The following is a 26,247-nucleotide window of genomic DNA, read 5'->3' on the forward strand; positions in this document are numbered from 1 at the left end:
TTATTCCCTAATAACCTTTACCTGTCCATCGTAGCTAAGCTTTATAATGGATGAAGGTGAAGGGTTTTTGTTCTCTTCTGGCAAATTTACCACATAGTCCACTCCTTTTAAAATTTCTTGACTGATCTCTTTGAATTGTTTTGGTGTTGTTTCTCCAGATATATTGGCAGAGGTAGACACGATGGGTTTTCCAAATTTATTGATCAAGTATTGGCAGAACTTATCCGATGCAACTCTAATAGCGAGTGTGTTGTCCTCTTCGATAAGGTTTTTGGCAATGCCTTTGGGTTGATCAAAAACAATTGTTGTTGGTTTTTCTGCCAAATCCATGATATCATAAGCAACCTCGGGCACCTGTTCCACATGTCTTTCTAGCATGGCTTGGTTTGCTACAAGGCAAATGAGTGCTTTGGTGTCTTCTCTCCGTTTTAGGTCATAGACTTTTTTTACTGCATCTGGGTTGGTTGCATCACAACCTATTCCCCATACAGTATCCGTAGGGTATAAGATCAGATTGCCTTTTTTTAGCTCTTCTATGCAGTTATTGATTTCTTGGGTCATTCCTGGCGCTATTTACTTTCTATAAATCCAATATACTTATTTTGTTGTTCCTTGAACTCCCATTTTTTAGAATCGTATTTCGTTTTATAAATTTCTCTATCATCAATGATATTGTTCAGAATTTTAGACAATTCGATTCCGTTTTCATAAAAGGTGGAGTGTTCATGAATATCGTCTATATGTTCAAGGCCTTTGGGGCAAATCAAACTTTTCTTATACGCAAAAGCTAAATTATAACTTCCCATTATTTTATATTTTGCATAATTGTCACCAACTGATTTTAATGGGAGCAAAATATAGTCCGATTTAGCAATATATTCATGGAAGAGGGAATTTTCTATAAAGTAATCGAACAATATAAAATTCTCATGAATGTTGTTAACTTTTAGTTGCTTTAAAAAAACACTATTCCGTAAATTTTCCGAGTTGGTATTTCCTAAAATCACGAATTTTAGATTTTCCCTCGAATTCATCATAAGAAGCGCTTCCACTATTAAATCATAATCCCTTCTATTAAAATCTAGCTTTCCGGGGATGCTAATCCAAATTTCATCTCTTGGCTTTAGGAGGTTAACTGTATTGTATTTTGGAAATAAAATAGGATAAAAACTTTGTAGTTCAATGGATTTATCTTCTATCAATACCGAATTTTCTAAAAAATCATTGAGGACAAAATATTTTTTAATTGCTTTATTGATCAATTTTTGGGACAAACTATGATTGACCTTTTTAAGATTATGAAGAATACCAAAGAGTTTGACTTTTCGCTTTAGTAGGGTACTCAAAAGAATTACCTCTAGCCTTGAACTTGCGGTATTAAAAATTGCAATATCTGCCCCATTCTTTATTATATACAAATATTGTTTTAGGGTCCAGACGATTTTGTTTAAGAAATTTTTTACTGACCTGTGATCGTAAATTATAACATGTTTGGCAAGATGTAAATATTCTTCTGCTCTTTCAAAAATTTGGGAATTTATTATTAGCGTTACCGTGTAGTTGGAATCTTTTAGAAATCTGATCTGGGAATAAAGACACTCGTCATGATAAGAGTTTAATTCAATAAGAACGGCATTTTTCATAAAGTATATAGGAAAGAATTACCCTATTTACAAAGTTATCTTTTAAATTGTAGACTCTGTTATTTTTGCCCAGATGAATTTAGAAGAAAAGGACATTTATAACAACTAGTGCCTGTTAATGAGGTTAGTCAATAATACAAAAACAGTAGTAAATTGGCACTATACAACTAAAACCTTAAACAAAAGATATGGCGTTTTCAATTTTTAATTGCTTGTTGGTGCTTTAGGGATTTTCCAATGGGCAAACCAATTAAAATATGCTTAAATAAAGCAAAGTATTTTGGTTTTACCAATGAAGTACAACCATACCTAAATATAAAAACCATGCGGAGCACCTGATAATGGAAGTAACCATAGTTTTTACGAATAACATAAAACATTGAGGTTTTTAATTCTATTTTTTTAGCAATAGAGGTTGTATTTTTCCTAACACTCCTATCTTGAAAATGTAGGTAAGAAGCTGAGGGCAGGAAATAGGTTGGCTTTCCGATTTTTTTTAACCTGTGACAAAGATCACTTTCTTCAAAATATAGAAAAATATTGGTGTCAAATCCGCCAACACTATTGAAATCTTCCGCTCTTGTGAACATAAAACTTCCATTTACGTAATCTATCTCAATGGGTTCTTTGTAATCAAATCTTCTTTTCGGTTTTTTCCATAAAAATGAAACTAACTCGCGACCAAAGACTTCCCTAGCGAATGATGTGAAATAATCGAAGCTAATAGTGGTTTTATGGTTTTCATCGTAAATTTGTGGACCACTAATGGCCACGTGAGTACTACGTTCCATAAATTCGTAACATCTATGAATTGGATCATCAATTAACAAGGTGTCATTATTCAAAAAGACATAATATCTGCCCTGGGCGTGCTGTACTCCAAACATGTTGCCCCCTCCAAACCCTGTATTAATTCTACTTTTTAATAGTTTTATTCTTGAATTATTTAAACTTTTGATACCCTGTTCGAGAGTTTGAAGGTCTTTAAGCTCTGAAGCATTATCGACCACTAAAACTTCATAGTTTAATGTTTTGGTAGTATTCTGTAGTATGCTCTCTATGCATCGGATGGTATACCCAGTTGAGTTGTAGTTTATAGTGATAATAGATATGTCAATATTTTTAACAGCCATTCTGGTTTAAAGCCACAAGAACAGGTAATTGTTCTTTTTCTTTGGAACCTAGTTGATAGTACCTCCTTTTGATCTTATACTTTTGGTTTTTTTAAGCTTACTAAATAAATTATTATACTTTGCTAGTGAATACTTGGGCCTATTGTGGATATAGTTATTTTAATAAGAAAAAATCTGGTCTTTCTGACAATGGGAGTCAAAAACCAGTCAGCAGTAGAGATAAACCTTAAGACTTTTATATTTTTGCCTTTATGAAAGCATCACAGGTTGAGCAACCGAAGATTTCAGTAATTGTAAGCACGTACAACTCTGAAGAATGGCTTAAAAAAGTGCTTTGGGGATTTAATTGTCAGATTTTCAAGGATTTTGAAGTAGTAATTGCAGATGATGGTTCGGGTCCCAAGACCAAAGAACTACTAAAGACTATTTCTAAAGAGGTTTTTTACAAGATAATCCATGTTTGGCAGGAGGATGATGGTTTTCAGAAGTCAAGGATATTGAATAAGGCTGTGGAAGCCTGCAGAGCTGACTATATTATAATGACGGATGGAGATTGTATTCCACGTGAAGATTTCGTAGAAGTACACTATATCAATAAAGAAGAAGGATACTTTATTTCTGGTGGGTATTACATGCTTCCTATGAATATTTCCCAAATGATAACCAAAGAGGATATCGAAGAACAAAATTGTTTCAATATTAATTGGTTAAAAGAAAAAGGAATTCCAAAAACTTTTAAAAACAATAAGCTTACGGCCAGTGGTATTATCTCAAAGTTTTTAAATGCATTTACCCCAACCAATGCCAGTTGGAATGGGCACAACTCTTCGGGTTGGAAACGTGACATTGTAAACGTGAATGGTTTTGATGAGCGAATGCAGTATGGAGGACAGGATCGTGAATTGGGAGAGCGTCTGTTTAATTTTGGACTCAAGTCCAAACAATTAAGATATAGTGCCGTTTGTGTGCATCTGGATCATAAAAGAGGGTATAAAACACCAGAGTCCATCTCTAAAAATTTGGCAATACGCAAGGATACAAAAAAAAGCAGATCGGTGTGGAGCTACTATGGCATAACCAAGTAATACGTAAGCTGATTTTTCTTTTCAAGACGTTTAAGCTCCCGGTATCTTTCTAAAACTCCTAAGGCATTTAGATAGCAGATAATTATTCCTTTTTTACCATCTAAGAACCCTAACCTTAGTATATAGTGATTGAAAAATTTCCAAAAAGGTTTTACAATCATAAAGAGATAGTTGAAATGTTTCTCTTTATAAAAAGCTTCTTTTGCTTTTAACCTTCCATAATGGAGCATCTTTCCTTTATAATCTTCGTAATTTTTATAACAAAAATGGGTGAGTTTTTCTTTTAGGATGCAAGAATTTCCATCAACTTCCAGAGTTTCATGTACAATCTTTTTGTCCGTAAATCTAGCCTTACTTTTTCTAAACAATCTATGATTTTTGTCTGTCTGCCAACCACTAAAATTTAGTTTAGTATTTTGAAACATAAATTTGCGATAAAACCAGTAAGCTTCGCATGCCTTCGGATTGTTTACGGTTTCAACAATTTCCTCCTGAAGTTTGGTGTTTACAACCTCATCTGCATCCAAAAAAAGTATCCAATCATTAGAAGCTTGTCTAAGGGCAAATGATTTCTGGGCGGTAAAGTTCTCAAAGGGGTTTTGAATTACATTGACCTTGTCGCGCTTTTGCAAATATTCGTAAGTGCCATCAGTACTGAAGGAATCAACCACAATTATTTCATCTGCAAATGAAACTGAGTCAATACATTTTTCAATATAACCCATTTCATTGTAGGTTATAATCAATGCCGATATTTTTTGCCTTGGGGTGTGCAATTCAGACATATTTATTGGTATGCGAGTTTGTAACTATAAAACTATAACAAAAAAGCGAGGAGAAAATTGTTTTGGAGGTCAAATTTTCCTACAAAAGAAGATTTGTCAACTTTTCAGATTTTCCCTTTCGTTTTTCAGAATTTAGGTTGTTTCGTACTTCTCAGATAGCGAAAAGATAAAAGGTTGCTTTATATTTGAAAAAAATCATAACCCCATACATGAAAATTATCGGAATTACCCTCCTTATTGGTATTGTAGGTTTTTTTATTGGAAAGTTCATAAAGCACAAATCCCTATATCCATTTATGCCCTTCAAACATGATTTTAGAAAAAGACGGGACACTTTTCTTAAAACAATGGAGTTAATGAAAAGGTTTGGGGCAAAGATTATTGTTGAGACTGGAACTTCACGCGAGGGACTTAGGGGAGCCAAAAGTAATGGTGCGGCCACTATAGTTTTTGGCAAATGGACCAAAGAAAATGGGGCTTTCATGCATTCCGTTGATATCAGTGAGGAATCTGTAAAAAATGCACAGGAAGAAGTTGATCGACAAGGATTAGAAAAATTTGTACAAATACATCAGTCAGATTCTCTTGCATTTCTTGAAAATTTTAATGAAAAAGTAGATTTATTATATCTGGATAGCTACGATTATAGCAGCGATGTAGAAGTTCAGAAAAAAAGTCAAAAGCACCATTTGGAAGAGTTCAAAAGAATAGAAGGACAATTACATGATACTACAATTGTTCTTATAGACGATTGCGATCTGCCTAATGGAGGTAAGGGAAAGTTGGTCATTGCATATATGTTAGAGCGGGGATGGAAAATACTGATCGAATCTTATCAGGTGTTACTTGTTCGTGAAAATCTCATCCTCAACGAAACTTCTTAATTGTTCCTCAAAAAGCTGTGGCTTCAAGGACTTATAGAATTCCAGCGCATTTTTTTTTCGTTCCTTTTTAGAAATAGTTAAAATCTCAGGATTAAAATCAGATAAATGCACAGCTTGGTTGGACTTGTCATCATTGAAGGTAAGCCAAGCTTTTTTTGATATCCAAGGAGAAAAAATGGAGAAATTGGGTATTCCAAGTGCCTTAGACATGTTGCTGGACCCTCCTTCATTTCCCACATAACCATCGCATTGCCCTAATAAGCCTAAAAAAGAACGCAAAGAGGGACAAAAAATATCTTCCCTTATAGCATCTCTAGACTTTTGGGAACACAACGAAATCAATTCTTCTACCTTACCTTTTTGACTGGGCATATAGTTGAATAAAAATGTGACATCAAGATCTTTGGAAATGAAATCAATTACTTGACTCAAATATTCCAGAGGATAGCTTTTGCTGGAATCACTACCCATAACCCCAATCATTAGAACAGGTTTCGTGGTATCAACTTTACTTTCCTTGAGTAATTTTTCAGCTTGCGTTATTTCCGAATCAGAAAGATAGATTTTTGGGGCCAAATCCTTTTCATCTAATTCTTGGATTAACGGAGATAACAACAAAAGTCTATTTTCAATGGCAAAACCCAATTTGGTGTCTGGGTTGTTTGAATACGTAAATAAATGGGTGTAAATAAATTTTGAATACCATTTTTTATAGGAAATCTTAATAGCTGCCTTGGAGAAATAGCTAATGAGATTACTTTCAAACTTGCAGTACACATCTATGACAACATCGTAGTTTTCCTTTTTAATTGATTTAAGAAATCCATAGAAGTCCAATTTACTTTTCTTATATCGATCTTTAAAAAGAACCACTTCGTCAATATGTGGATTACCTTTTACAACGGCTTGGGTGTTTTCATTGATTACAAAATGCACCTGTGATTCAGGAAAATGGATTTTAAGATGTTCACAAAGGATGGTACTGGTCAGTACATCCCCAATCATCTTTTGTTGAATCACCAAAAATTTCTTCACACGAGATAATTATACTGCAACATCATGTTCTCTAAGGGCAGTGTTCAATGAGGTTTTCTTGTCGGTACTTTCTTTTCTTTTTCCAATTATTAAAGCACAAGGTACTTGAAATTCTCCAGCTGCAAATTTTTTGGTATAACTGCCTGGAATAACTACTGATCTCGCAGGAACCCTTCCTTTTAACTCAACAGGTTCGTTCCCGGTTACATCAATAATCTTGGTAGAAGCGGTCAAAACTACATTTGCTCCCAAAACTGCCTCTTTTTCAACACGCACACCTTCTACAACAATACATCTAGAACCAATAAAGGCATTATCCTCAATAATTACAGGAGCAGCCTGCAACGGTTCCAGAACGCCACCAATACCAACACCACCACTTAGATGGACATTTTTTCCTATTTGTGCACAACTACCCACGGTAGCCCATGTATCCACCATAGTTCCTTCATCCACATAAGCACCGATATTTACATAACTGGGCATTAAAATGGTTCCTTTGGAAATATAGGCTCCATGTCTAGCCACTGCATGGGGAACCACACGAACTCCCTTTTCCTTATACCCTCTTTTTAATGGAATTTTATCATGATATTCAAAAATGCCAGCTTCCAACACCTCCATCTTTTGAATTGGAAAATAAAGTACTACACCTTTTTTGACCCATTCATTTATTTGCCATCCACCTTCCGTAGGCTCTGCACATCGTAACTTTCCTAAATCTATCAAGTTGATTACTTCCCTAATTGCATTTTGGGTTTCCTCTTCCTTTAACAATTCTCTATTATCCCAAGCCTTTTCTATAAGTGCTTTAAGCTGTGTCATTTTTTTTGAAATTTTGACAAAGATAATCGGCTAATTAGAATATTGCCCTATATTTTAATGGCATAACATTTTTAGGTTTATTTTTGCCAAAAATTTAGACTTGGCGAGAATTTTGGCTTTGGATTTTGGAAAAGTAAGAACTGGAATAGCGGTTACTGATGAGCTTCAGTTGATAGCTTCTGGGTTAACAACCGTTGGGACAAATGATTTGATGACTTTTCTTTCGGAGTATCTTGAAAAAGAAACCGTGGAAAAGTTTGTAGTGGGGCTTCCCAAACAAATGGACAACACTCCATCGGAATCCGAAGAATTGATACAATCCTTTCTAAAAAAACTGACCACTAAGTTTCCAACGGTTCAGGTGGAGCGCCAAGACGAAAGATTTACTTCCAAAATGGCATTTCAGTCGATGTTGGATAGTGGTATGAAAAAGAAAAAAAGACAAAATAAGGCATTGGTAGATGAAATAAGCGCCACGCTAATTTTGCAAGCATATCTAAATAGAGTTTAAAGTTATGATTTTACCCATTGTTGCCTACGGAGAACCTGTTTTGCGGAAAGTAGCCAAAGATATTTCTACAGATTATCCCAAACTGGATGAATTGATCATCAATATGTGGGAGACCATGTACAATGCCCATGGTGTTGGTTTAGCGGCACCACAGATAGGCCTTCCCATCCGTTTGTTTTTAGTGGACACAACCCCTTTTTCTGATGATGAAGAACTAAGTAAAGAAGATCAAGAAGCTTTAAACGGGTTCAAGAAAGTCTTTATCAATGCAAAGATTGAAGAGGAGAGTGGTAATGAATGGGATTTTAATGAGGGTTGTTTGAGTATTCCAGATATAAGGGAAGATGTAAAAAGAAAACCTACAATTACCATTTCCTATTTCGATGAAAATTTTAAAGAACATACCGAAACGTATGATGGACTTTTGGCAAGGGTAATTCAACACGAATACGATCATATTGAAGGAATTCTATTTACCGATAAACTATCATCGCTTAAAAAAAGGCTTTTAAAGAGTAGATTGGATAAGATTTCCAAGGGAAAAATCAGTGTGGATTATAAAATGAGATTTCCCAATATCAAAAAAGGACGTTAAAAAAAACTGCGTTTGGGATAAAAGTATATTTTTGCGCGCATAAAAATAAAACAAATGGCACTGGACAAGATTTTATCAATTGGTGGTAAACCAGGACTTTTTAGATTATTGACCCAAACAAGGAGTGGTTTTGTGGGTGAATCATTGTTGGATGGAAAGCGCGTTACTGTGGGAATGCGTAGCAATGTAAGCGTATTGTCCGAAATAGCGATTTATACCCTAGAAGAAGAAGTACCGCTAAGAGAGGTCTTTCAAAAAATGAAAGATAAAGAAGGTGGAAAAAAAACGGCCATTAGCCATAAGGCTGAAAAAATTCAGCTGGAAGAATATTTTTTTGAAGTTTTACCCAATTACGATGAAGATAGGGTGTATGCCAGTGACATAAAGAAAATTATACAATGGTATAACATCTTATTGGACAACAAAATCACTGATTTTTCCGAATCTGATGACGAAGACGCAGCTTCCGCCCCCGCTGAGGAAGAATAAACCTTATTCCCAATCAATCAATTCAGAAGGATAATAATTGATGTTCATTCGATTTAGGAATGGCACTTGTTTGGCCAAACGATTCCTATAATCTTCCCAATCACAGTTTTCTGATGTTGACCAACCTAATTCAGCATATCCTATGGCACGAGGAAATGCCAAATATTCCAGTTCCGCGCTATTTGAAATGGTTTCTGACCAAAGTGGAGCTTCAATCCCTAAAATAGTCTCCTTTGGCAAACCTTGAACATAAGTTTCCGGATTCCAATTATAGGCAACATCAACAGGAATGCACCCCGACCAGTTTAGTCCATGCTTGGATAGTGAATCGTATTTCATATCCAAATACGCTTTTTTAGCTGGAGAGAGGATTATTTTGTTGCCGTTAGCTGATCCCTTTAATGCATTTTTCGTAGTGTGCCAATGCTGTGCAATGCTGGTAGGGCTAATTTTTGCCGCTACAATTTCATCCCAACCCACCATTTGTTTGCCGTGTTTTTGAACGATTTTTTCAACTTTTTCAACAAAATGGATATAATCCTTCTTTTTGGTTACATGACTTTCATCACCACCAATATGAAAATAGGGACCTGGAGATATTGAAGCAATTTCCCGGATAACATCATCCAAAAAAGCATAAACAGGATCCTTTTGGGCATCAAAAGTGCTGAAACCAACTCTGGTACCCGTGTATGGTTTTACAACTTTACCGTTGCCATTTAGAAAAGGATAACTTACCGATGCTGCGTTTGTATGACCGGGCATGTCTATTTCTGGAACAATGGTGATATGTCTTTCTGCAGCATATGCTACCAATTCCTTAAAATCTTCTTGAGTGTAATAACCTCCAACTCCACCACCTACTTCGGTTTTGCCACCAACTTCAGTTAGTTTAGGCCATGATTTTATCTCAATACGCCATCCTTGATCATCTGAGAGGTGCAAGTGAAGTACATTGAATTTATAATAAGCAATAATGTCCAAGTATTTTTTGACCTCGTCAACACTAAAAAAATGTCGGGATACGTCTAGCATTGTACCACGATACTCAAATTTGGGCTCGTCGAATATTTTCCCTGTCGGAATGAGCCATAAAGGATAATCAGTAATGGTATCATTGCTTTTTTCAGGAATAAGCTGACGCAAGGTCTGTATTCCCCTGAATGCACCGGCTGCAGTTTTTGCGTTTAAAAAAATGGAATCCTTTTTTATATAAAGTTGATAAGATTCCGAAGTTTTTAACTCAACACTGTCAGATTTATTGATGTAAATAAACCGTTCTGTAGAATTTTTACCATTAGATGCATTGACGGAAATCCCTAATCCAGTTTTTGATTTTATCTTTTCGGCTAAAAAATGACCTACTTGTTCAAATTTCGGGTCAACCTGTGAGGTATAAATAATTGTGTTTTCGGCTAATCCAAAAGCACTATGTGTAGCTATTGTTTTTAAGGGCTTTGGAATCAATGGGGCTTCAGAAAGGTTGGTTTTTGGAAAAACCAGTTCTTTTTTTGTCCATTGGCAAGAAGCCACTGAAATTATAGCAAAAAAAAGAGTAAGCACTTTTACAGATTGTTTCATAATTTATTTTGTATTTACGCTATCTTTCAATACGCTATACCAAAGATCGTAACCTTTCTTGTTCATATGAAGGCCATCTTCAATAAAAAGTTCTTTTTTTAACTTCCTTTTATTGAGCATTATATTCCAAACATCGGTATAAGATACTTTTGTTCTTTCAGCGGCCAGTTTGTTCAATTTCTTATTAAAACGTTTGTATTTACCTCTTAAATGCCATCTAGAAATACTGGGTTTTGCCGAAATCAGCACAATTTCCAAATCTGGATTTTTCTGATGCAGATTATCTAAAATCCTTTCGAATGTCCCCAGAATTGCTTTAGGTCTTTGTTTGGCATTGATATCATTATCACCTTCGTAGATAAAGACTTTTTTTGGATTATAGTTGAGAATCAATTCATCTTGGTAAAGTTCTAAATCCTTTGCTTGTGAGCCACCAAAACCTGTATTGGCAATTTGAATATCGAGAAACCGCTCTTGAAGGTCATTCCACATGCGAATGCTGGAACTTCCTGTAAAAACTATAGTTTCTTCTGAAGGAACCCATATAGAATCCATCCTTTTTTGTATTTCTTCAACCTCGCTGGCGAAAGGGTGTACATTTTGAGCATTCAATGCTAACCCGGTTAGAAAAAAAAGAAACAATAGATATCTCATAAGCAGTAATTTTAATTTTTCACAAAACTTCCGGAAAGGCCACTTTGGGAATTGGTGCCAATCATAACTGCAAATTCCCCAGGCTCACATGTAAACTCGTAATTATGATTGTAAAAACCTAGTTCCATTTCAGTTAAATTGAATTCCACTTTTTGGGAAGCACCCTTTTCCAAATATATTTTCTTAAATCCTTTTAACTCTTTCACAGGTCTTACAACGCTTGCTACTTTGTCCTGAATATAAAGTTGAACCACTTCTTCACCAGCTAATTCACCAGTATTTGTAATGGTTGCGGAAACTTTAATACTATCTTGATCGGAGGAATCGATTTGTAGGTAGGAATAATTGAATGAGGTATAACTCAATCCATAACCAAAGGGAAAAAGAGGTTCATTTTTTTCATCACTGTAATGTGACCAGAATACGGTTGATTCAGGATTGGGCCTTCCCGTGCTAAAATGATTGTAATAAATTGGAACTTGACCCACACTTCTAGGAAAAGTCATGGGTAGTTTTCCGCTTGGATTATAATCCCCGAACAGCACTTTTGCAATTGCATTTCCCGTTTGCGAACCCAATTGCCATGTTTCCAAAATTGCAGGAATATGTTCAGCCTCCCAATTAATGGCAAGTGGACGGCCATTCATGAGAATCAATACAATATTTTTATTGACTTCATATACGGCTTTCAATAGGTCAAGTTGTAATCCAGGTAAATCTAATTGCGTTCTACTGCGTCCTTCACCACTCTGGAAACCATGTTCTCCCAAAACCATTAGAACAACATCTGAGTTTTTGGCTAGGGCTACGGCTTCATCAATTCCTGAAGTATCAGTTGTGTTGACTTCTACTTCATTCAGGAAATTAGGATTTCCATTAAATACCTTTGGTCCTGGGACATATGAGTAGTTTTCTGAGTAACTTTTTAAACCTTCCAAAAAGGAAACCGCGGTATGATTATCTGAACCCAATCTCCAACTTCCAAGCGGACTGTTGTTATCATTGGCGAGTTCACCAATTACCGCTATTTTTTGTTGGTCTTTTTTTAGTGGGAGTATGCTATTTGTGTTTTTTAGGAGTACAATGGACTTCACTGCCATATCCAATACACCGGCTTTATGGTCTTCATGGTACAATTGCTCTTCCTCTCTTTTTTCATTACAATATCGGTAGGGGTCATCAAACAGTCCCAATTCAAATTTCACTTTTAAAATGCGACGGACAGCATCATCCAGTAAACTTTCGTTCACTTTTCCTTCCCTTACATTTTCGGCCAAATGCATCACGTATGCACTAGATTCCATATCAACATCCGAGCCGGCTTTGACGCCCAATTCAGCAGCATGTTTTAGGCCTTTGGCAAATCCATGAGGGACCATTTCTCCAATGGAAGCCCAATCAGAAAGTACAAAACCGTCAAAACCCCATTTTCCTTTCAAAATGTCACGTTGCAGTATTTTATCCCCAGTTACAGGAACTCCATTCAGGATATTGAACCCGTTCATAAAGGTTTTTACACCAACATCGACCGTAGCTTTAAAAGGGGGTAACACCACATTGTACAAAGTCGAGGTTCCTATATCTACTGTGTTGTAGTCACGACCCGCTTCTGCAAACCCGTAAGCTGCAAAATGTTTGGAGCATGCGGCAATGGTATTTGGTTTGGACAGATCTTCTCCTTGAAAGCCTTTTACGCGTGCTTTTGCAATTTGAGAACCAAGAAATGTATCCTCGCCGCCACCTTCCATAACCCTTCCCCAACGCGCATCCCTTGAAATGTCAACCATAGGTGCAAAAGTCCAATTAAGTCCAACGGCAGATGCTTCATTGGCAGCAATTCGGGCCGAATTTTTAATGGCTTCCATATCCCAACTGGCAGCTTCTGCGAGAGGAATGGGGCTTAAAGTCTTATATCCGTGGATAACATCGTAACCGAATAATAAGGGTATGCCTAACCGAGTTTCTTCAACCACCAGTTTTTGAAGTTTTCTTACCTCTTCGGCACCAACCACGTTTAACATGGACCCAACAAGCCCTTTTTTAAGATGTTCGTATTTAATTTCAGCATTACCACCTTCGGGTGCAGGGCCGGTCACATCCCAAAAACCGTTATATTGGTTCATTTGGCCTACTTTTTCTTCAAGGGTCATTGACTCTAACAATGCATCTACTTTCTGCTCAAGGGTTTTTTCCTGGGCCATAATATTTTTATTGATGGGTGCAAAGTAAAGTGAAATTATCAAAAGATATTTCATAAAGTGTTTCATTGTTTTGAATGCTGTTGAAAAATGGTTGATAGTCTTCTAAAATTACCTAAAATTCTATAATGCCTTACTAATGGGTCTTTGTACTTTTAGATAAAATTTGATGCATGAATTCAAGACCGGAACAGCTTAAGGCTTTTGACCGACTTTTGACCATTATGGATGAGTTGCGAAATGGGTGTCCTTGGGATAAAAAACAGACCATGCAATCACTTCGCCATTTAACCATTGAAGAAACGTACGAATTGGGCGATGCCATTTTGGAGAATGATTTGGTGGAAGTTAAAAAGGAGTTGGGAGACTTGTTGTTGCATATTGTGTTCTATGCTAAAATAGGCTCAGAAACCAAGGATTTTGATATTGCCGATGTCGCCAACGAAATTTGCGAAAAACTTATCAATAGACACCCTCATATTTATGGTGATGTAAAGGTTGATAATGAAGAACAGGTTAAACAGAATTGGGAAAACATCAAACTAAGAGAAGGAAAAAAAAGTGTTTTGGAAGGCGTTCCCAATAGTTTGCCTGCCCTTGTAAAGGCCAATAGGATTCAGGAAAAAGTGGCAGGAGTGGGATTTGATTGGGAAGAACCCGAACAGGTTTTTGAAAAGGTAAAAGAGGAATTGTCCGAGTTTCAGGAAGAATTGGAACAAGGAAATCCAGATCGGTTGGAATCTGAATTTGGCGATGTGCTTTTTTCCATGATCAACTACGCCCGTTTTTTGGATATCAACCCTGAGAATGCTCTAGAAAGAACCAACAAGAAATTTATAAAACGGTTTCAGTATTTAGAGAAGAAGTCGAAGGAAGTGGGAAAACCCCTGAAAGACATGACCTTATCAGAAATGGATGTTTTTTGGGAAGAGGCAAAAATGCAATGAATTATACACATTGTTACCACCAGTTATTTGCTCAAGTACAATAATAGTAGTTAACCCTCCAATTCTTGCTCCGATAATATCAATGTTCATATTTGGTTGTTATTACTTATAAGCTGTTTTCTGGGGAAATCTAAATGTGTTAATCAATTTTTTCAAAAAATTGACTTCCAACATTTGATGTTTTAACGATAAAACCAATTATTGAACCATTATCATTTCTTTTATATTCAAGATTGCTAAAGTAACTGATTTTACTTGTAAATGCATCTGTTTTATAAGGGGTAATAATAATTTCGTTATTATTGTTGGTAGAAGCGATTAATTTTCCGTTTTGCATTTCAACCCTATATACCGCTTTGAGGTTTTTGCACAAAAACAAACCCGTAAACTCCAATAATTGTTTGCTATCGTAGACGACAGGAGCATATTTTTCATTTCTATATTCATACTCATCTCCAACAGCAAAAAGCATTACTTCTTTACCAGATTGATTTTCAAATGTTATGGTATATCTTTCAGGGTCTTCTGTAAGAACAAAAGTGTTTTTGCCGATTGGGGCAAGCTCACTTTCATTTCCATCGGAACGGAAATAGAATAATTTTCCATCTTTTAAGTATATTTTTCTGGAATAGGAACTAGCATCGTTCCAATAATAACCACAGAATTTTTTTAGTTTAGAATCGGTCAACTTTATAATTTCCCTTTTCTTTTTTTCTATATTTATTTTAGTGATTGGTGCTTGTTTAAATTCTTTTTCCAAGAATAAATCGGCTATTTTCAATGCAGCTTCTTTTGCCCGGAAGTCGTATGCATTCCCCAATACCACTATTCCAAAATCCTGTTCAGGAAAATGAGCGATATAGGTTGTATTTCCATAGACCCTTCCATGTTGCTGAAACTTTTGAAGGCCTTTATAGTTGCTCATGTATTGACCTGGCACAATGTCTACAGTTTGACCATTGTTTAGTTTAGTTTGTTTGAACATTTTATTTATAAGCGTTCTATTTCCTATTTTCGGTTTGCTGAAATTTAACATCCAGCGTGCCATATCTTCTCCATTTGAGTATATGGCAAAATCAATAATGGTATAGAAATTTAAGCTCTCATTTTTATAAGTGTCACCATTTCTAGAATATATTTGGGCACGGTTTTGAATGATAGTGTCATCTATATCTCCAAAAACAGTATTCGTCATGCCCAGAGGTTTAAATATTCGGGAGGTTACAAAATCTTTAAATGGAGTTTGGGCGATTTTTGCAACAATTTCAGATGCTAACAAAATTCCGGCATCCGTATAGTCAGCTTTATCACCAGACTTAAAAATTTTATTAGTAAGGTTATAAAGCATTTTGAGTGTTTGTTCTCTTGTTTTTTGAGCTTTCTTTTGCATGCCAGTAAGTCGTTGAAGCATTATGAAATCTGGTAGACCGCTTGTATGGGTAAGTAAATGGTGAATTCTTATAGGCTTTTCAAATTCGTGCATTTCGGGGAGATATTTCCGAATGTCATCATTCATAGATAGCTTACCTTCAGATTCAAGAAGCAATACGGCAAAAGCAACAATTTGATTGCGGAGCGCCATCAATTTAAACTTTGTATCCTTGGTAACAGGAGTTGGATTTTCAAGATCGGCATTTCCAAATCTATTCAGATAGACCATTTTACCATTTTGAATTATTCCGACTGATGCTCCTGGTTTGCCTGGTTTATCCCACTCCTCAAATATGTTTTCTATTTGTTTGTCCAAAGAGTGTAAGGGCTTTTGAGCCATTCCATAAAAAGAAGTTAGCGCTAGGATAATAATAAGTCTATTTTTTAAGAGAGAATGATAAGTGCACATTTTGTTTATATTATTAGCGAAAATTCGTGATAATATTATGAAGATTGGATTGTATTTGTAATTCAGGCGTACGGATTTATAAATCAAGACAAATCATAGATTTACCATAAGACTATTTAGTCAAATCTAATGTTGTATACCATTAATTAAGCATTGATATTACTATGCTACTATACCCAGATATAACAAAAGACCATGTATAGTTTTAGCGTTATTTTTTTAATTGATGGTAACGTTAACTAAAGACTGTTTTAATTGTCTTTAGCGACTGATAAGAGAAGTTCGGGAAATTTAAGTTAAGATTCAAGGGTAAATAGATATCTATAGGTTACGGATTAGGGTTTACAATGATTCACTGCCTTTTAAAAAGAAGCCAAAAAACAACCCCTAAATCTTTCCATTCCAACTATCTTTACGCTTCTTAAATTTCAGCTTTGTTCAGCAGGTACACCAAAGAATTCAAATATAATTTAAGGCTTTCCTATCCGGTAATTTTGGGAATGTTGGGGCATACTTTTGTGGCCTTTGCAGATAATATTATGGTTGGACAGTTGGGAACTGCTGAGTTGGCTGCGGTTTCTTTGGGCAACAGTTTTGTTTTTATCGCAATGTCCTTAGGTATTGGTTTTTCAACGGCAATAACCCCATTGGTAGCTGAAGCAGATGGTGCTGGAAATACTGCAAATGGTAAAAGCGCTTTAAAACATGGATTGGTATTATGTACGCTATTGGGGCTCTCACTTTTTGGGATAATACTGCTCTGTAAGCCAATTATGTATTTGATGAAACAACCTCCCGAGGTGGTGGAATTGGCCATTCCGTATTTGGAGTTGGTGGCTTTCTCCCTGGTTCCCCTTATTATTTTTCAGGCATTTAAACAGTTTTCTGAAGGCCTTTCCCAAACCAAATACCCTATGTATGCCACTATTTTGGCAAACGTGGTGAACATTACGATTAACTATTTATTGATTTTTGGTTCGTTTGGATTTCCAAAACTTGGAATTGTGGGTGCCGCTATTGGAACACTGGTTTCCAGATTCATTATGGTAGGATACATTTGGTTCCTGTTAAAGCGAAAGGAAAAGTTTAAGGTATATATAACCGGCTTTAATTTTAGGCTAATTGAGAAAAAAGTAATAAGGAAAATTATCAGTTTGGGTTTTCCATCCGCATTACAGATGTTTTTTGAGGTAGCCATATTTACGGCGGCGATTTGGTTGAGTGGGGTATTGGGCAAGAATGCACAAGCTGCCAATCAGATTGCGTTGAATTTAAGCAGTATGACCTTTATGGTAGGAATGGGACTGAGCGTAGCTGCCATGGTAAGAGTTGGCAATCAGAAGGGTTTGCAAAACTTTAGCGAATTAAGAAGAATTGCAAAATCCATCTTTTTTCTCACCCTGTTGTTGGAAATCGTTTTTGCCGCAATCTTTCTTTTGGGAAGACATTGGTTGCCCACTATTTATTTGGATGTGGATGATGTAATAAATCAAATGGATAATACCGAGGTGATTTTTATTGCCGCTAAGCTACTTTTAATCGCTGCATTTTTTCAAATTTCTGATGGAATACAAGTAGTGGTATTAGGTGCTTTACGCGGACTTCAAGATGTTAAGATACCAACATTGATCACGTTTATTGCGTATTGGTTGATTGGCTTTCCAATTAGTTATTATTTTGGACTCTATACAGAATTCAAAAGTTCGGGTATTTGGATGGGGCTATTGCTGGGGCTTACGGCATCAGCGGTAATGTTGTATATTCGATTCAACTATTTGACAAAAAAATTGATTAAAAGTTAAACTAAATTCCAACCTTTGGAATGCAATTAAATACCATGGAATTACCAAAATTTATTTTAGGAGATAATACTGATTTTCCAAACTCAATTTTTATTGTTCATACAGAATACCCTCGTTTTATCATCAATCTTGAAAATGACGAAGTGGAATGGCTTGAAGAATTTTCCAAGGAGGACGAAGCAGACCTTACCGATGAGGCCGAAAGTTTAATAGAAGCAGCCACTGCCTTTTACGATAGAGAAGTATCTAGATATGATGCAGACTAATGCTTGAAGAGCTTATACAACAGGATAAAGAGATATTTTTGTTCCTTAATAGCTTGGGAACAACAACCTGGGATGGTTTTTGGCTATTTATTACCAATAAATTCAGCTCAATTCCTTTATATGCACTCCTGCTCTTTTTCACATTCAAACAGTATGGGGTTAAAAAAACAATTATTATGCTCATTTTTGTGGCACTTTTGATTACTGCCACGGATCAGTTGGCCAATTTTTTCAAATATGGGGTTCAACGACTAAGACCATGCCATGATACAGATATAAATATGGTAGTTAGATTGGTCAAAAAATCCTGCGGTGGAAAATTTGGTTATTTTTCCGCACATGCATCAAATGCAATGGCATTGGCTTTATTTTTTTCTGTTTTGTTAGGTTCAAAAATAAAATATATCACTTCATTTTTATTGATTTGGGCAGTACTTGTGGCCTACAGTAGAATTTATATTGGAGTTCATTTTCCTTTGGATGTTTTAACTGGAATTGTAATAGGCACAATTTTTGGGTGGCTATTTGCCAAGTTATCTATATTTGCATTCCAAAAATTTGGAACATGATATCACAGGCCAGATATTGGTTTTTACTTTCCCTTATTGTTCTGGTTTATATAGCCGGCATGTTCGTGACGCTTTTTGAGAACGATTCTGCGCAATTTGCCGTAATGGCCATGCGAATGGTTCAAGAGAATGATTTTTTTACCCTTATTAAAGGAACCGAAGAATATTTAGACAAGCCCCATATGCATTATTGGCTTGCAGCACTTTCCTTCAAAATTTTTGGCATCCATGATTGGGCTTACAGAATTCCAGGTATTTTATCAACATTATTGGGGGCCTATAGTTGTTTTGGGTTAGGTAGGTTATTGTATAACAAGGACGTAGGAAAGTTTTCTGCGCTTATTTTTATGACGGCCCAAACCATTGTGTTGTCCAACATTGATGTTCGAACAGACGCTGTTTTAACAGGTTTTACGATTTTTTCCATTTGGCAGTTGGCTTTATATATTGAAAAGAATAAGCTCTACAATGTTCTCTTGGGGGCCTTTGGAGCTGGAATTGCTTTTTCTACCAAAGGACAAATAGCTTTGGTGGTGATAGGAATTTCAATACTCTGTCATTTGGCATATACCCGAAAATGGAAATCTTTATTCAATTGGAAGGTTTTGATTGCATTCATTGTTTTTGGAATTACCATTACGCCAATGCTCTATGCGTATTATCTACAATTTGACCTTCATCCGGAGAAAATAATCAGGGGGAAAGGAAATCGTAGTGGAATATTTTTCATTTTATGGGAGCAAAGCTTTGAAAGAATGAGTGGTGATGGCATAGGAAAAAATAGTAGCGACTTCTTTTTCTTTTTCCATACTTTTTTATGGGTTTTTCTACCCTGGACAGTCTTGGCATTAATTGCTTATTGGCTAAGAATAAAGACTTTTTGGAAAATGCGATTTGAATACAGGCCCCAATTTGAGTTTTTAACCTTAGGCGGAATCACTATTCTATTTTTCCTGATTAGTTTCGCCCAATTTAAACTACCACATTATATAAATATTCTAATACCGCTTTACTCCATTTTAACCGCATCGTATTTATATAGTTTGCGAAAGCATGATAAGCATAAGGTCATTAAGGGAGTTTTGGGGATACAGTACTTTATTCTTAGTTTGGTATTCATCTTCACTTTACTGGTTTGTTTTCATGTCTTCAAGTTTGAGTATATCCATTGTTATGTATTATTATTGATTCTTCTTGGGGTGATAACGTATTTCTGTTTGAAACGCGAGGAATATTATATGAGAATCATTACCCTATCTGTATATAGTTCCTTATTGCTCAATGGTGTTATGAACGCACATTTTTACCCGGCTCTGTTGAAGTATCAAGCAGGATCTACAATGGCGGAAAAAGTTGCTGAAGATAATATTCCGACAGATAAAATTTATAAACTCTCGGAGAGATATACCTGGGGACTTGACTTTTATAACAAAAAACCTGTCCAAATTATTTCTATCTCAGACTTAAATGACAAAAACGATATTTGGATTTATGCCACAAACGATGAGCTTAAAAATCTTCAAAATATGGGATTTCATTGGCATGACCAGATAACTGTTGACCAATTTCGTATAACAAGGCTGCAAATCAAATTCCTCAACCCTCACACCCGTGAGAAAATAGTGAATAAGATGCATTTGGTGCATTTAGATTAAGACACTGATTCCAATCTTGGTTTTTTAAAGTGATACAGTATTCCAAACAGCGATATTAATGCTGTAATCAGAAAAAATACAAAACTAATGCTGATGGAGGTGCTAGCATCCAAAGCCAGCCATTTGGCCCCGTACAAAAATGTCACTTCCCTGCTTCCAATCCCCCCAATGGTAAGGGGAATTACGGATACTATAGAAGATATCAAAAAGACAAAAAGATATTCAAAAGTGTTCCATGGGATAGAAAGTGACTTTAATATGCAAAGAATGCAAATGAGCTGTGAAAGCTGCACAAGCGATGAATACCCAATGGATTTCCAAAAAATAGGCAAGGTATAGGGAAAGAATTTTTTATGAAGGAACCAAAATGTGATTATGCTTGCAGGGATCCCCAGAGCAACGAGCCAAGTAAAATCCTGTAAAAACGCGTTCTCAACAAAAAATGCACAAACACAGGCGAAAATAAAAATCAACAACATTCCGCTCAAACGGTCCAGTAATAATACAGAGACCACTTTTTTAGTTCCTGATTTGAATTGCTTTTGAATAACATAGCCTTTGTAAGCATCTCCACCTATCCCTCCCGGCAAAAAGAGATTATAGAACATACCAAGAAGATATAGTTTTAGATTGCTTACCTGTGAAAGCTTGACATGTATTATATGAAAATAAAGATTAAGTCTAAAGGCCGCCAAAACTTTGGAAAGAACAACAAGTAGAATTCCTAAAAACAGATAGAATGGATTGCTTTGTTTTAATGTTTGGACTACGTCTTGTAGGTTTATCTTGGTGAAAATAAAATAAATCAATGCTGCACTAACAATGATTTTTAACCCAGTAATGAGCCTTTTACGCAGCCTTTCCGTCACCTATTGTAATTTTTTTGACGCGATACGGTCTTTTTTGCTGAGATTCATAATACGTTCTAATCAATAATTCCATCACTATTCCAATAGTGAATAATTGAATGCCACCTAGAATAAACATCATCCCAAAAATCAATAAGGGTCTGCTACCAATGTCCTGACCAAATCCAAGTTTTACGATCAGCAAATAAATATTGATAAAAATCCCTAGAATAATTAAAAGAACGCCCAAAATTCCAAAGAGATGAATTGGTCTTTGAAAATATTTACGAATAAAGAGCAGCAACATCATGTCTGCCACTACCTTAAAAACACGTTCTAGTCCGTATTTGGAAACTCCCGCATGTCTTGCATGGTGCTTTACGGGAACCTGTTTTATTTGTGCGCCTTCCAAATGGGCTAAAAGTGTTATAAAACGATGCATTTCACCATAAAGGTTCAATCCTTTGGCTATGTCTTTTGTGAATATTTTTAAAGCGCAGCCATTGTCCTTTATGTTCAACTTTGTAACCCTTCGAACCAAAAAATTGGCAATTTTTGAAGGTATTTTTTTTACAAGGGAGTCCTTTCTTTTTTGACGGATCCCTGTTATTAGATCATAATCTTCGTCAATAGCATATTCGAGCATTTGTGGTATATCAGATGGGTCATTTTGTAAATCGCCATCCATGGTAATGATATATTCTCCTTCAGCATAATCAATTCCCGCAGCCAGTGCCAAACTCTGTCCGTAGTTCTTTTTCAGCTCAATAAGATGGACTTTGGTATCATCCATTTCCTTAACAACCTTGCGAGTCTTATCGGTAGAAAAATCATCGATATAGATTATTTGATACTTATAACCTTCAAGACTTTCATGTATTTTTTGAGTCAATAAAACCACATTGTCCTGCTCATTGTAAAGGGGGACAACTATTGAAAGGAGGGAGTCTGTAACAGTGCTCATGTATTGGTTTATATGCGGGCAAATTTACTGCTTTTATTTAAGTTCCTTGGTTAAATCATCTAGCAACACTTGGGCTGCATAAAAGGGAGAGATTTTATTTTCTTCGATTGCCTTGAGCATTTTCTGTTGGATACGTTTATATGCTTTTTTCTGATGGAAAAAGAGCTTTAGTTGTTCATCTACGGTTTGAACAAACCAATTTTTGTTTTGATTTTTTCTGTTTAGTTCAAAATGCCCATTTTCCCGGGTCACCTTTACAAATTCCTGAATCATCTCCAGTATTTCTCTAATCCCGGTGTTTTCTGTAGCTGAACAGCTTAGTACCTTGGGAATCCATCCATTTTCTTTTGGTGGATATAAATGCAATGCCCTTGAAAATTCTGCTTTTGCCAATTTGGCCTTTTTCAAATTGCTGCCATCTGCTTTGTTGATGGCAATAGCATCCGCCATTTCCACGATGCCCCTTTTTATACCCTGTAGTTCATCACCGGCACCGGAAAGTTTTAAAAGAAGAAAGAAATCCACCATGCTGTGCACCACAGTTTCGCTTTGGCCCACACCAACGGTTTCCACGAGTATTACATCATATCCGGCTGCTTCGCAAAGAATAATGCTTTCTCGGGTTTTTCGGGCAACGCCACCCAAAGATTCTCCGGAAGGTGAAGGTCTTATAAAGGCGTTGGGATCCTTGGCAAGGGTTTCCATTCTTGTTTTATCGCCAAGAATACTGCCTTTGCTTAGGGAACTTGTAGGGTCAACAGCTAGAACAGCGACTTTTTTGTTAAGACTGGTGAGAGTCTTTCCCAGAACCTCTATAAAAGTACTTTTGCCCACCCCAGGAACCCCTGTAATCCCAATTCTAATACTTTCGTTGGGTTTGGAAAGGCATTCTTCAATTACTGAATTGGCTTTTTCAAAATGTTCCTGCTTGGAACTCTCAACAAGTGTAATGGCTTTTGCCAAAACAGCCTTATCCCCTTTAAAAATACCATCGGCAAGATTCCTGACGGAAATTTCCTTTTTTCGAGATTGTTTTATTTTAGAAACAGTACTGTTAGGTGTGCTCTTTTCGGTCGCCAAATTTAAAATTCATATAATTCCTTATAAAGGTATAAAGTTTTAAACTGTTGGTCTTTATGTATCTTTTATGAATTATTTGCTTTTAAAGGCTATTTCAGGGGCTTTGGAATGGTTTTTTGTTAAAAATCATATAAAAGAAAACTATTTTGCAACGCCGTCTTTTTTTCTTCGTCTTTTAAATGAACAACTAAAATACCAAACACTAGTACTGACCATGTTCGAAATTGAATTGGTAAAACAATGCAAGGCCAATGACCGTAAGGCCCAATTGCGGCTCTATCAGCAATATTGTGATGGTATGTTCGCTGTTGCCATGCGGTTTTTGAAGAACCAAGATGATGCCGAAGATGTACTTCAGGAGTCTTTTATAAAGGCTTTTCAGCGCATGGACCAGTTTAAGGGAGAAGTAACATTTGGGGCATGGTTAAAGCGGATAGTTGTGAATGGAAGTATTGATTTTTTAAAGTCGAAGCACCAAAAAATGGTTGAGTTGAACGAAGCTTACATGCATGTGACGGATGATGATGATTGGACAATTGAAGATGGCATTTCCATAAAAAAGGTGAAAGATGCCATTGAAAAATTGGCGGAAAAATACCGATATGTAATTCAATTATTTCTGATGGAGGGATATGACCATAGTGAGATTTCGCAAATATTGGGAATTTCAGAAACGGCCTCAAGAACAAGACTGTTGCGTGGAAAAACACAGTTAAAGGAAGAACTTAAAGATATTGATTATGGCACAGGATCTTAGAGAATTGTTCGCCAAAGAACGAAAAGAGAATAAGTACCCCATGAAAGAAGGTCATGAGGCTCGTTTTCTGTCCAAATTGGAGGAGGAAATACCAGTAAAAAAGAAATCAGGTTCTTTTATCTGGTTGAGGATTGCTGCCTCAATAATGGTAATTCTCGGTTTGGGAATCTATTTCTTTTCAGTTTCTGATGGGGTAGATGTGGACTCAAACCCAAAGGTTGTAGAAAATGAAACTTCAAAGCAACAGATAAATACTATTTCGTTGGGAGATCTTTCTCCAGACCTTAAAAAAATTGAAAGTTATTATGTTACCAATATTAGCTTGGAACTTTCAGATTTGGAGTTTACCGGTGACAATAAGGGGGTGATAGATGGCTATATGGAAAGGCTAGGGGAGCTTGATAAGGAATACGGGAGGTTGAATAAGGATTTGAATGAATTTGGCCCAAATGATCAAACCATAGAGGCACTTATCAAAAATTTGCAATTACGATTACAATTATTGCAAAAGTTAAAGTCAAAGTTGAATCAATTAAAATCATCAAAAAATGAACAGGAATCATCAAATATTATTTAATGTTTTTCTTTTTGCCATAGCGGGTATTGCCTGCTATGGGCAAGAGAAATCAAAAACGTACAAGGAAACGTTCAATGTAAGCAAAGACGCTGTCTTAAATATTGACACTAGTCATGCAGACATTGAGTTTGAAACTTGGAACAAAGATCAAGTAGAGATTACAGCGATAGTAGAGCTGGAAGGAGCTACCAATGAGGAGGCCAAATCTTACTTTAAGGAAGATATGGTAAAGATTGTTGGGAATAGTAAGGAAATTGAAGTAAGTACGCGTGGCAGAAGTTTTAGCAGAGCCTACAATTACAATTTTGACGATCTGCAGTTTGTTATTCCTGATGTATCCTTTGTAGAGCCTCTTTTTGAAGATTTAAGAATTCCTGAGCTGTCAGAAATAATTGTAATGCCTGACTTACCTCCTATGCCACCTGTGCCGCATATTCAATTTGATTATGATGCCTATAAAAAGGATGGGGACGAATACATGAAAAAATGGAAAAAGGATTTTGACCAAAACTTTGATGAAGAGTATCAAGATCGTTTTGAGGAATGGGGGGAAGAAGTGAAACGAATGGCACAAGAGCGGAACAAGTTATTGGAAGAACGTAGAGCAGAACGCGAGGAGCTTTTAGAGGAAAGGAGAGTGGAAAGAGAGGAGCTTTTAGAAGAGCGAAACAAATTACGTGAAGAAGCCCTTGCAAAAAGGGAGAAGTTAATAGACCAGCGTGATTCGTTAAGGAAGCAACGTAATGAAGTTAGGCACCTCCTTAGATCAGATGGGATGATTAGAATCCAGAGTGATGACGATACCAACACATTTTATTTTTCTTTTGATGGAGAAAACAAAAAGTACAAGGTTAAAAAGAGCATAAAGATAAAAATGCCAAAATCCGTAAAATTGAAGATGAATGTTAAGCACGGTGAGGTAAAGTTGGCTGAAAACACCAAGAATATTAATGCAAGCTTGTCCTACGCAAGCTTGCATGCTTCAACCATTGATGGTGATAGAACCAATATCAGGGCCTCCTACTCACCCGTAGTGGTTCAAAAATGGAATTATGGGAGGTTGAAGACAGATTATTCAGAAAGCGTTAGTTTGGAGGAGGTTGGCGAGTTGAAACTTAATGGAATCTCATCCAATATAATTATTGATAGGTTGGTTGATAAACTTTATGTAACCAACAATTTGGGTTCATTACAAATAAATTCAGTTTCAGATAGTTTTTCCAATATTGATATAACAGTTGAAAATGGAGAAGTCCAATGTAAAATTCCTTCAGTTCCTTTTTCTATTTATGTAAATGAGAACACCTCAGATTTTATATGTCCCACTATGATTTCATTGGAATCTTCTAAAAATTACCCCATTACTGTTCGAAAAGGGTACCATATTAATAAGAGTACAGATAAATCTATCAATATCAACTCAAAATATAGCGAAGTTGTGCTAAAACAATAAGATTAACTATTTAGTTTCCAAACTTTTCTATGCCTATACTTTCCCTGCAAAACTCTACAAAGCTAAAAAGC

At 36.0% G+C, this 26,247-nt stretch carries 26 protein-coding genes; 13 read left to right on the plus strand and 13 right to left on the minus strand.

Annotated elements, in window-relative coordinates; genetic code table 11:
• The 3 genes from AAY42_RS00260 to AAY42_RS00270 form a co-directional block, all read right to left on the minus strand.
• Complete coding sequence (locus tag AAY42_RS00260; RefSeq protein WP_055392012.1) at nt 1–561, minus strand: L-threonylcarbamoyladenylate synthase; 561 nt, start codon at nt 559–561, stop codon at nt 1–3.
• Nucleotides 562–569: 8 nt separating this feature from the next.
• The gene (locus AAY42_RS00265) at nt 570–1,643 is read right to left on the minus strand and encodes a glycosyltransferase family protein (protein ID WP_055392013.1); all 1,074 of its coding nucleotides are present in this window, start codon (nt 1,641–1,643) and stop codon (nt 570–572) included.
• A 197-nt stretch (nt 1,644–1,840) separates the two neighbouring features.
• The gene (locus AAY42_RS00270) at nt 1,841–2,776 is read right to left on the minus strand and encodes a glycosyltransferase family 2 protein (RefSeq protein ID WP_055392014.1); all 936 of its coding nucleotides are present in this window, start codon (nt 2,774–2,776) and stop codon (nt 1,841–1,843) included.
• A 251-nt stretch (nt 2,777–3,027) separates the two neighbouring features.
• On the opposite strand from AAY42_RS00270, the gene AAY42_RS00275 reads away from it, so the two are divergent.
• Entirely contained in the window at nt 3,028–3,861 is an 834-nt protein-coding gene (locus AAY42_RS00275; protein ID WP_055392015.1) for a glycosyltransferase family 2 protein, read from the plus strand.
• Here AAY42_RS00275 and AAY42_RS00280 read toward each other — a convergent pair.
• Entirely contained in the window at nt 3,843–4,646 is an 804-nt protein-coding gene (locus tag AAY42_RS00280) for a glycosyltransferase family 2 protein (RefSeq protein WP_055392016.1), read from the minus strand. The two genes, AAY42_RS00275 and AAY42_RS00280, sit on opposite strands and share 19 nt — an antisense overlap.
• Before the next feature lie 209 nt (nt 4,647–4,855).
• Between AAY42_RS00280 and AAY42_RS00285 the strand changes: the two genes are divergently transcribed.
• The gene (locus AAY42_RS00285) at nt 4,856–5,530 is read left to right on the plus strand and encodes a class I SAM-dependent methyltransferase (protein ID WP_055392017.1); all 675 of its coding nucleotides are present in this window, start codon (nt 4,856–4,858) and stop codon (nt 5,528–5,530) included.
• Here AAY42_RS00285 and AAY42_RS00290 read toward each other — a convergent pair.
• Together AAY42_RS00290 and AAY42_RS00295 are read right to left on the minus strand one after the other, a co-directional pair.
• Nucleotides 5,489–6,565, minus strand: coding sequence for a glycosyltransferase family 9 protein (locus AAY42_RS00290; protein WP_139063583.1), 1,077 nt, complete (start codon nt 6,563–6,565; stop codon nt 5,489–5,491). The genes AAY42_RS00285 and AAY42_RS00290 overlap by 42 nt on opposite strands.
• A gap of 9 nt (nt 6,566–6,574) precedes the next feature.
• Entirely contained in the window at nt 6,575–7,390 is an 816-nt protein-coding gene (locus AAY42_RS00295; RefSeq protein WP_055392019.1) for a 2,3,4,5-tetrahydropyridine-2,6-dicarboxylate N-succinyltransferase, read from the minus strand.
• A gap of 100 nt (nt 7,391–7,490) precedes the next feature.
• Here AAY42_RS00295 and ruvX point away from each other — a divergent pair, with 100 nt between their 5' ends.
• From ruvX to AAY42_RS00310, 3 genes are read left to right on the plus strand one after another with little or no spacing between them, the layout of a single operon-like run.
• Complete coding sequence (gene ruvX / locus AAY42_RS00300) at nt 7,491–7,901, plus strand: Holliday junction resolvase RuvX (protein ID WP_055392020.1); 411 nt, start codon at nt 7,491–7,493, stop codon at nt 7,899–7,901.
• Between the two features lie 4 nt (nt 7,902–7,905).
• Nucleotides 7,906–8,496: a peptide deformylase gene (gene def / locus AAY42_RS00305; protein WP_055392021.1), complete on the plus strand. Its 591-nt coding sequence runs from the start codon at nt 7,906–7,908 to the stop codon at nt 8,494–8,496.
• Nucleotides 8,497–8,550: 54 nt separating this feature from the next.
• Nucleotides 8,551–8,985, plus strand: coding sequence for a DUF5606 family protein (locus AAY42_RS00310; RefSeq protein WP_055392022.1), 435 nt, complete (start codon nt 8,551–8,553; stop codon nt 8,983–8,985).
• 3 nt (nt 8,986–8,988) lie between these two features.
• Here the strand turns inward: AAY42_RS00310 and AAY42_RS00315 are convergent, their stop codons facing one another.
• Genes AAY42_RS00315 through bglX form a run of 3 tightly spaced genes read right to left on the minus strand, consistent with a single transcriptional unit; the run spans nt 8,989 to nt 13,475 of the window.
• Nucleotides 8,989–10,566, minus strand: a complete 1,578-nt coding sequence (locus AAY42_RS00315; RefSeq protein WP_055392023.1) for a family 20 glycosylhydrolase — start codon at nt 10,564–10,566, stop codon at nt 8,989–8,991.
• Between the two features lie 3 nt (nt 10,567–10,569).
• The gene (locus AAY42_RS00320; protein ID WP_055392024.1) at nt 10,570–11,220 is read right to left on the minus strand and encodes a GDSL-type esterase/lipase family protein; all 651 of its coding nucleotides are present in this window, start codon (nt 11,218–11,220) and stop codon (nt 10,570–10,572) included.
• Nucleotides 11,221–11,231: 11 nt separating this feature from the next.
• Complete coding sequence (bglX, locus tag AAY42_RS00325; protein ID WP_245625569.1) at nt 11,232–13,475, minus strand: beta-glucosidase BglX; 2,244 nt, start codon at nt 13,473–13,475, stop codon at nt 11,232–11,234.
• Between the two features lie 116 nt (nt 13,476–13,591).
• Here bglX and mazG point away from each other — a divergent pair, with 116 nt between their 5' ends.
• Entirely contained in the window at nt 13,592–14,365 is a 774-nt protein-coding gene (gene mazG / locus AAY42_RS00330) for a nucleoside triphosphate pyrophosphohydrolase (protein ID WP_055392026.1), read from the plus strand.
• A 139-nt stretch (nt 14,366–14,504) separates the two neighbouring features.
• Here mazG and AAY42_RS00335 read toward each other — a convergent pair whose 3' ends face one another.
• Nucleotides 14,505–16,205: a serine hydrolase domain-containing protein gene (locus tag AAY42_RS00335; protein ID WP_082433277.1), complete on the minus strand. Its 1,701-nt coding sequence runs from the start codon at nt 16,203–16,205 to the stop codon at nt 14,505–14,507.
• 434 nt (nt 16,206–16,639) lie between these two features.
• Between AAY42_RS00335 and AAY42_RS00340 the strand changes: the two genes are divergently transcribed.
• From AAY42_RS00340 to AAY42_RS00355, 4 genes are read left to right on the plus strand one after another with little or no spacing between them, the layout of a single operon-like run.
• Nucleotides 16,640–18,007, plus strand: a complete 1,368-nt coding sequence (locus AAY42_RS00340) for an MATE family efflux transporter (protein ID WP_055392028.1) — start codon at nt 16,640–16,642, stop codon at nt 18,005–18,007.
• Nucleotides 18,008–18,042: 35 nt separating this feature from the next.
• On the plus strand, nt 18,043–18,273 hold the full coding sequence (locus AAY42_RS00345; protein ID WP_055397652.1) for a hypothetical protein: 231 nt from the start codon (nt 18,043–18,045) through the stop codon (nt 18,271–18,273).
• Complete coding sequence (locus tag AAY42_RS00350; protein ID WP_055392029.1) at nt 18,273–18,842, plus strand: phosphatase PAP2 family protein; 570 nt, start codon at nt 18,273–18,275, stop codon at nt 18,840–18,842. The genes AAY42_RS00345 and AAY42_RS00350 overlap by 1 nt, the downstream gene beginning before the upstream one ends.
• Nucleotides 18,839–20,497, plus strand: coding sequence for an ArnT family glycosyltransferase (locus tag AAY42_RS00355; RefSeq protein WP_055392030.1), 1,659 nt, complete (start codon nt 18,839–18,841; stop codon nt 20,495–20,497). Before AAY42_RS00350 ends, AAY42_RS00355 begins: the two co-directional genes overlap by 4 nt.
• Here AAY42_RS00355 and AAY42_RS00360 read toward each other — a convergent pair.
• From AAY42_RS00360 to meaB, 3 genes are read right to left on the minus strand one after another with little or no spacing between them, the layout of a single operon-like run.
• The gene (locus AAY42_RS00360; RefSeq protein WP_055392031.1) at nt 20,494–21,366 is read right to left on the minus strand and encodes a lysylphosphatidylglycerol synthase transmembrane domain-containing protein; all 873 of its coding nucleotides are present in this window, start codon (nt 21,364–21,366) and stop codon (nt 20,494–20,496) included. The genes AAY42_RS00355 and AAY42_RS00360 overlap by 4 nt on opposite strands.
• Nucleotides 21,347–22,309, minus strand: a complete 963-nt coding sequence (locus AAY42_RS00365; protein ID WP_055392032.1) for a glycosyltransferase family 2 protein — start codon at nt 22,307–22,309, stop codon at nt 21,347–21,349. Before AAY42_RS00365 ends, AAY42_RS00360 begins: the two co-directional genes overlap by 20 nt.
• A 33-nt stretch (nt 22,310–22,342) precedes the next feature.
• Nucleotides 22,343–23,389 carry a methylmalonyl Co-A mutase-associated GTPase MeaB gene (meaB, locus tag AAY42_RS00370; protein ID WP_055392033.1) on the minus strand — a complete coding sequence of 349 codons (1,047 nt, stop codon included), beginning with the start codon at nt 23,387–23,389 and terminating at the stop codon, nt 22,343–22,345.
• A gap of 67 nt (nt 23,390–23,456) precedes the next feature.
• On the opposite strand from meaB, the gene AAY42_RS00375 reads away from it, so the two are divergent.
• From AAY42_RS00375 to AAY42_RS00385, 3 genes are read left to right on the plus strand one after another with little or no spacing between them, the layout of a single operon-like run.
• The gene (locus AAY42_RS00375) at nt 23,457–24,146 is read left to right on the plus strand and encodes an RNA polymerase sigma factor (RefSeq protein WP_313777868.1); all 690 of its coding nucleotides are present in this window, start codon (nt 23,457–23,459) and stop codon (nt 24,144–24,146) included.
• Nucleotides 24,130–24,723: a hypothetical protein gene (locus AAY42_RS00380; RefSeq protein WP_055392034.1), complete on the plus strand. Its 594-nt coding sequence runs from the start codon at nt 24,130–24,132 to the stop codon at nt 24,721–24,723. Before AAY42_RS00375 ends, AAY42_RS00380 begins: the two co-directional genes overlap by 17 nt.
• Nucleotides 24,695–26,176, plus strand: a complete 1,482-nt coding sequence (locus AAY42_RS00385; RefSeq protein ID WP_055392035.1) for a hypothetical protein — start codon at nt 24,695–24,697, stop codon at nt 26,174–26,176. Before AAY42_RS00380 ends, AAY42_RS00385 begins: the two co-directional genes overlap by 29 nt.
• Nucleotides 26,177–26,247 lie beyond the last annotated feature (71 nt).

This window comes from Flagellimonas eckloniae (assembly GCF_001413955.1).
Classification (GTDB): domain Bacteria; phylum Bacteroidota; class Bacteroidia; order Flavobacteriales; family Flavobacteriaceae; genus Flagellimonas; species Flagellimonas eckloniae.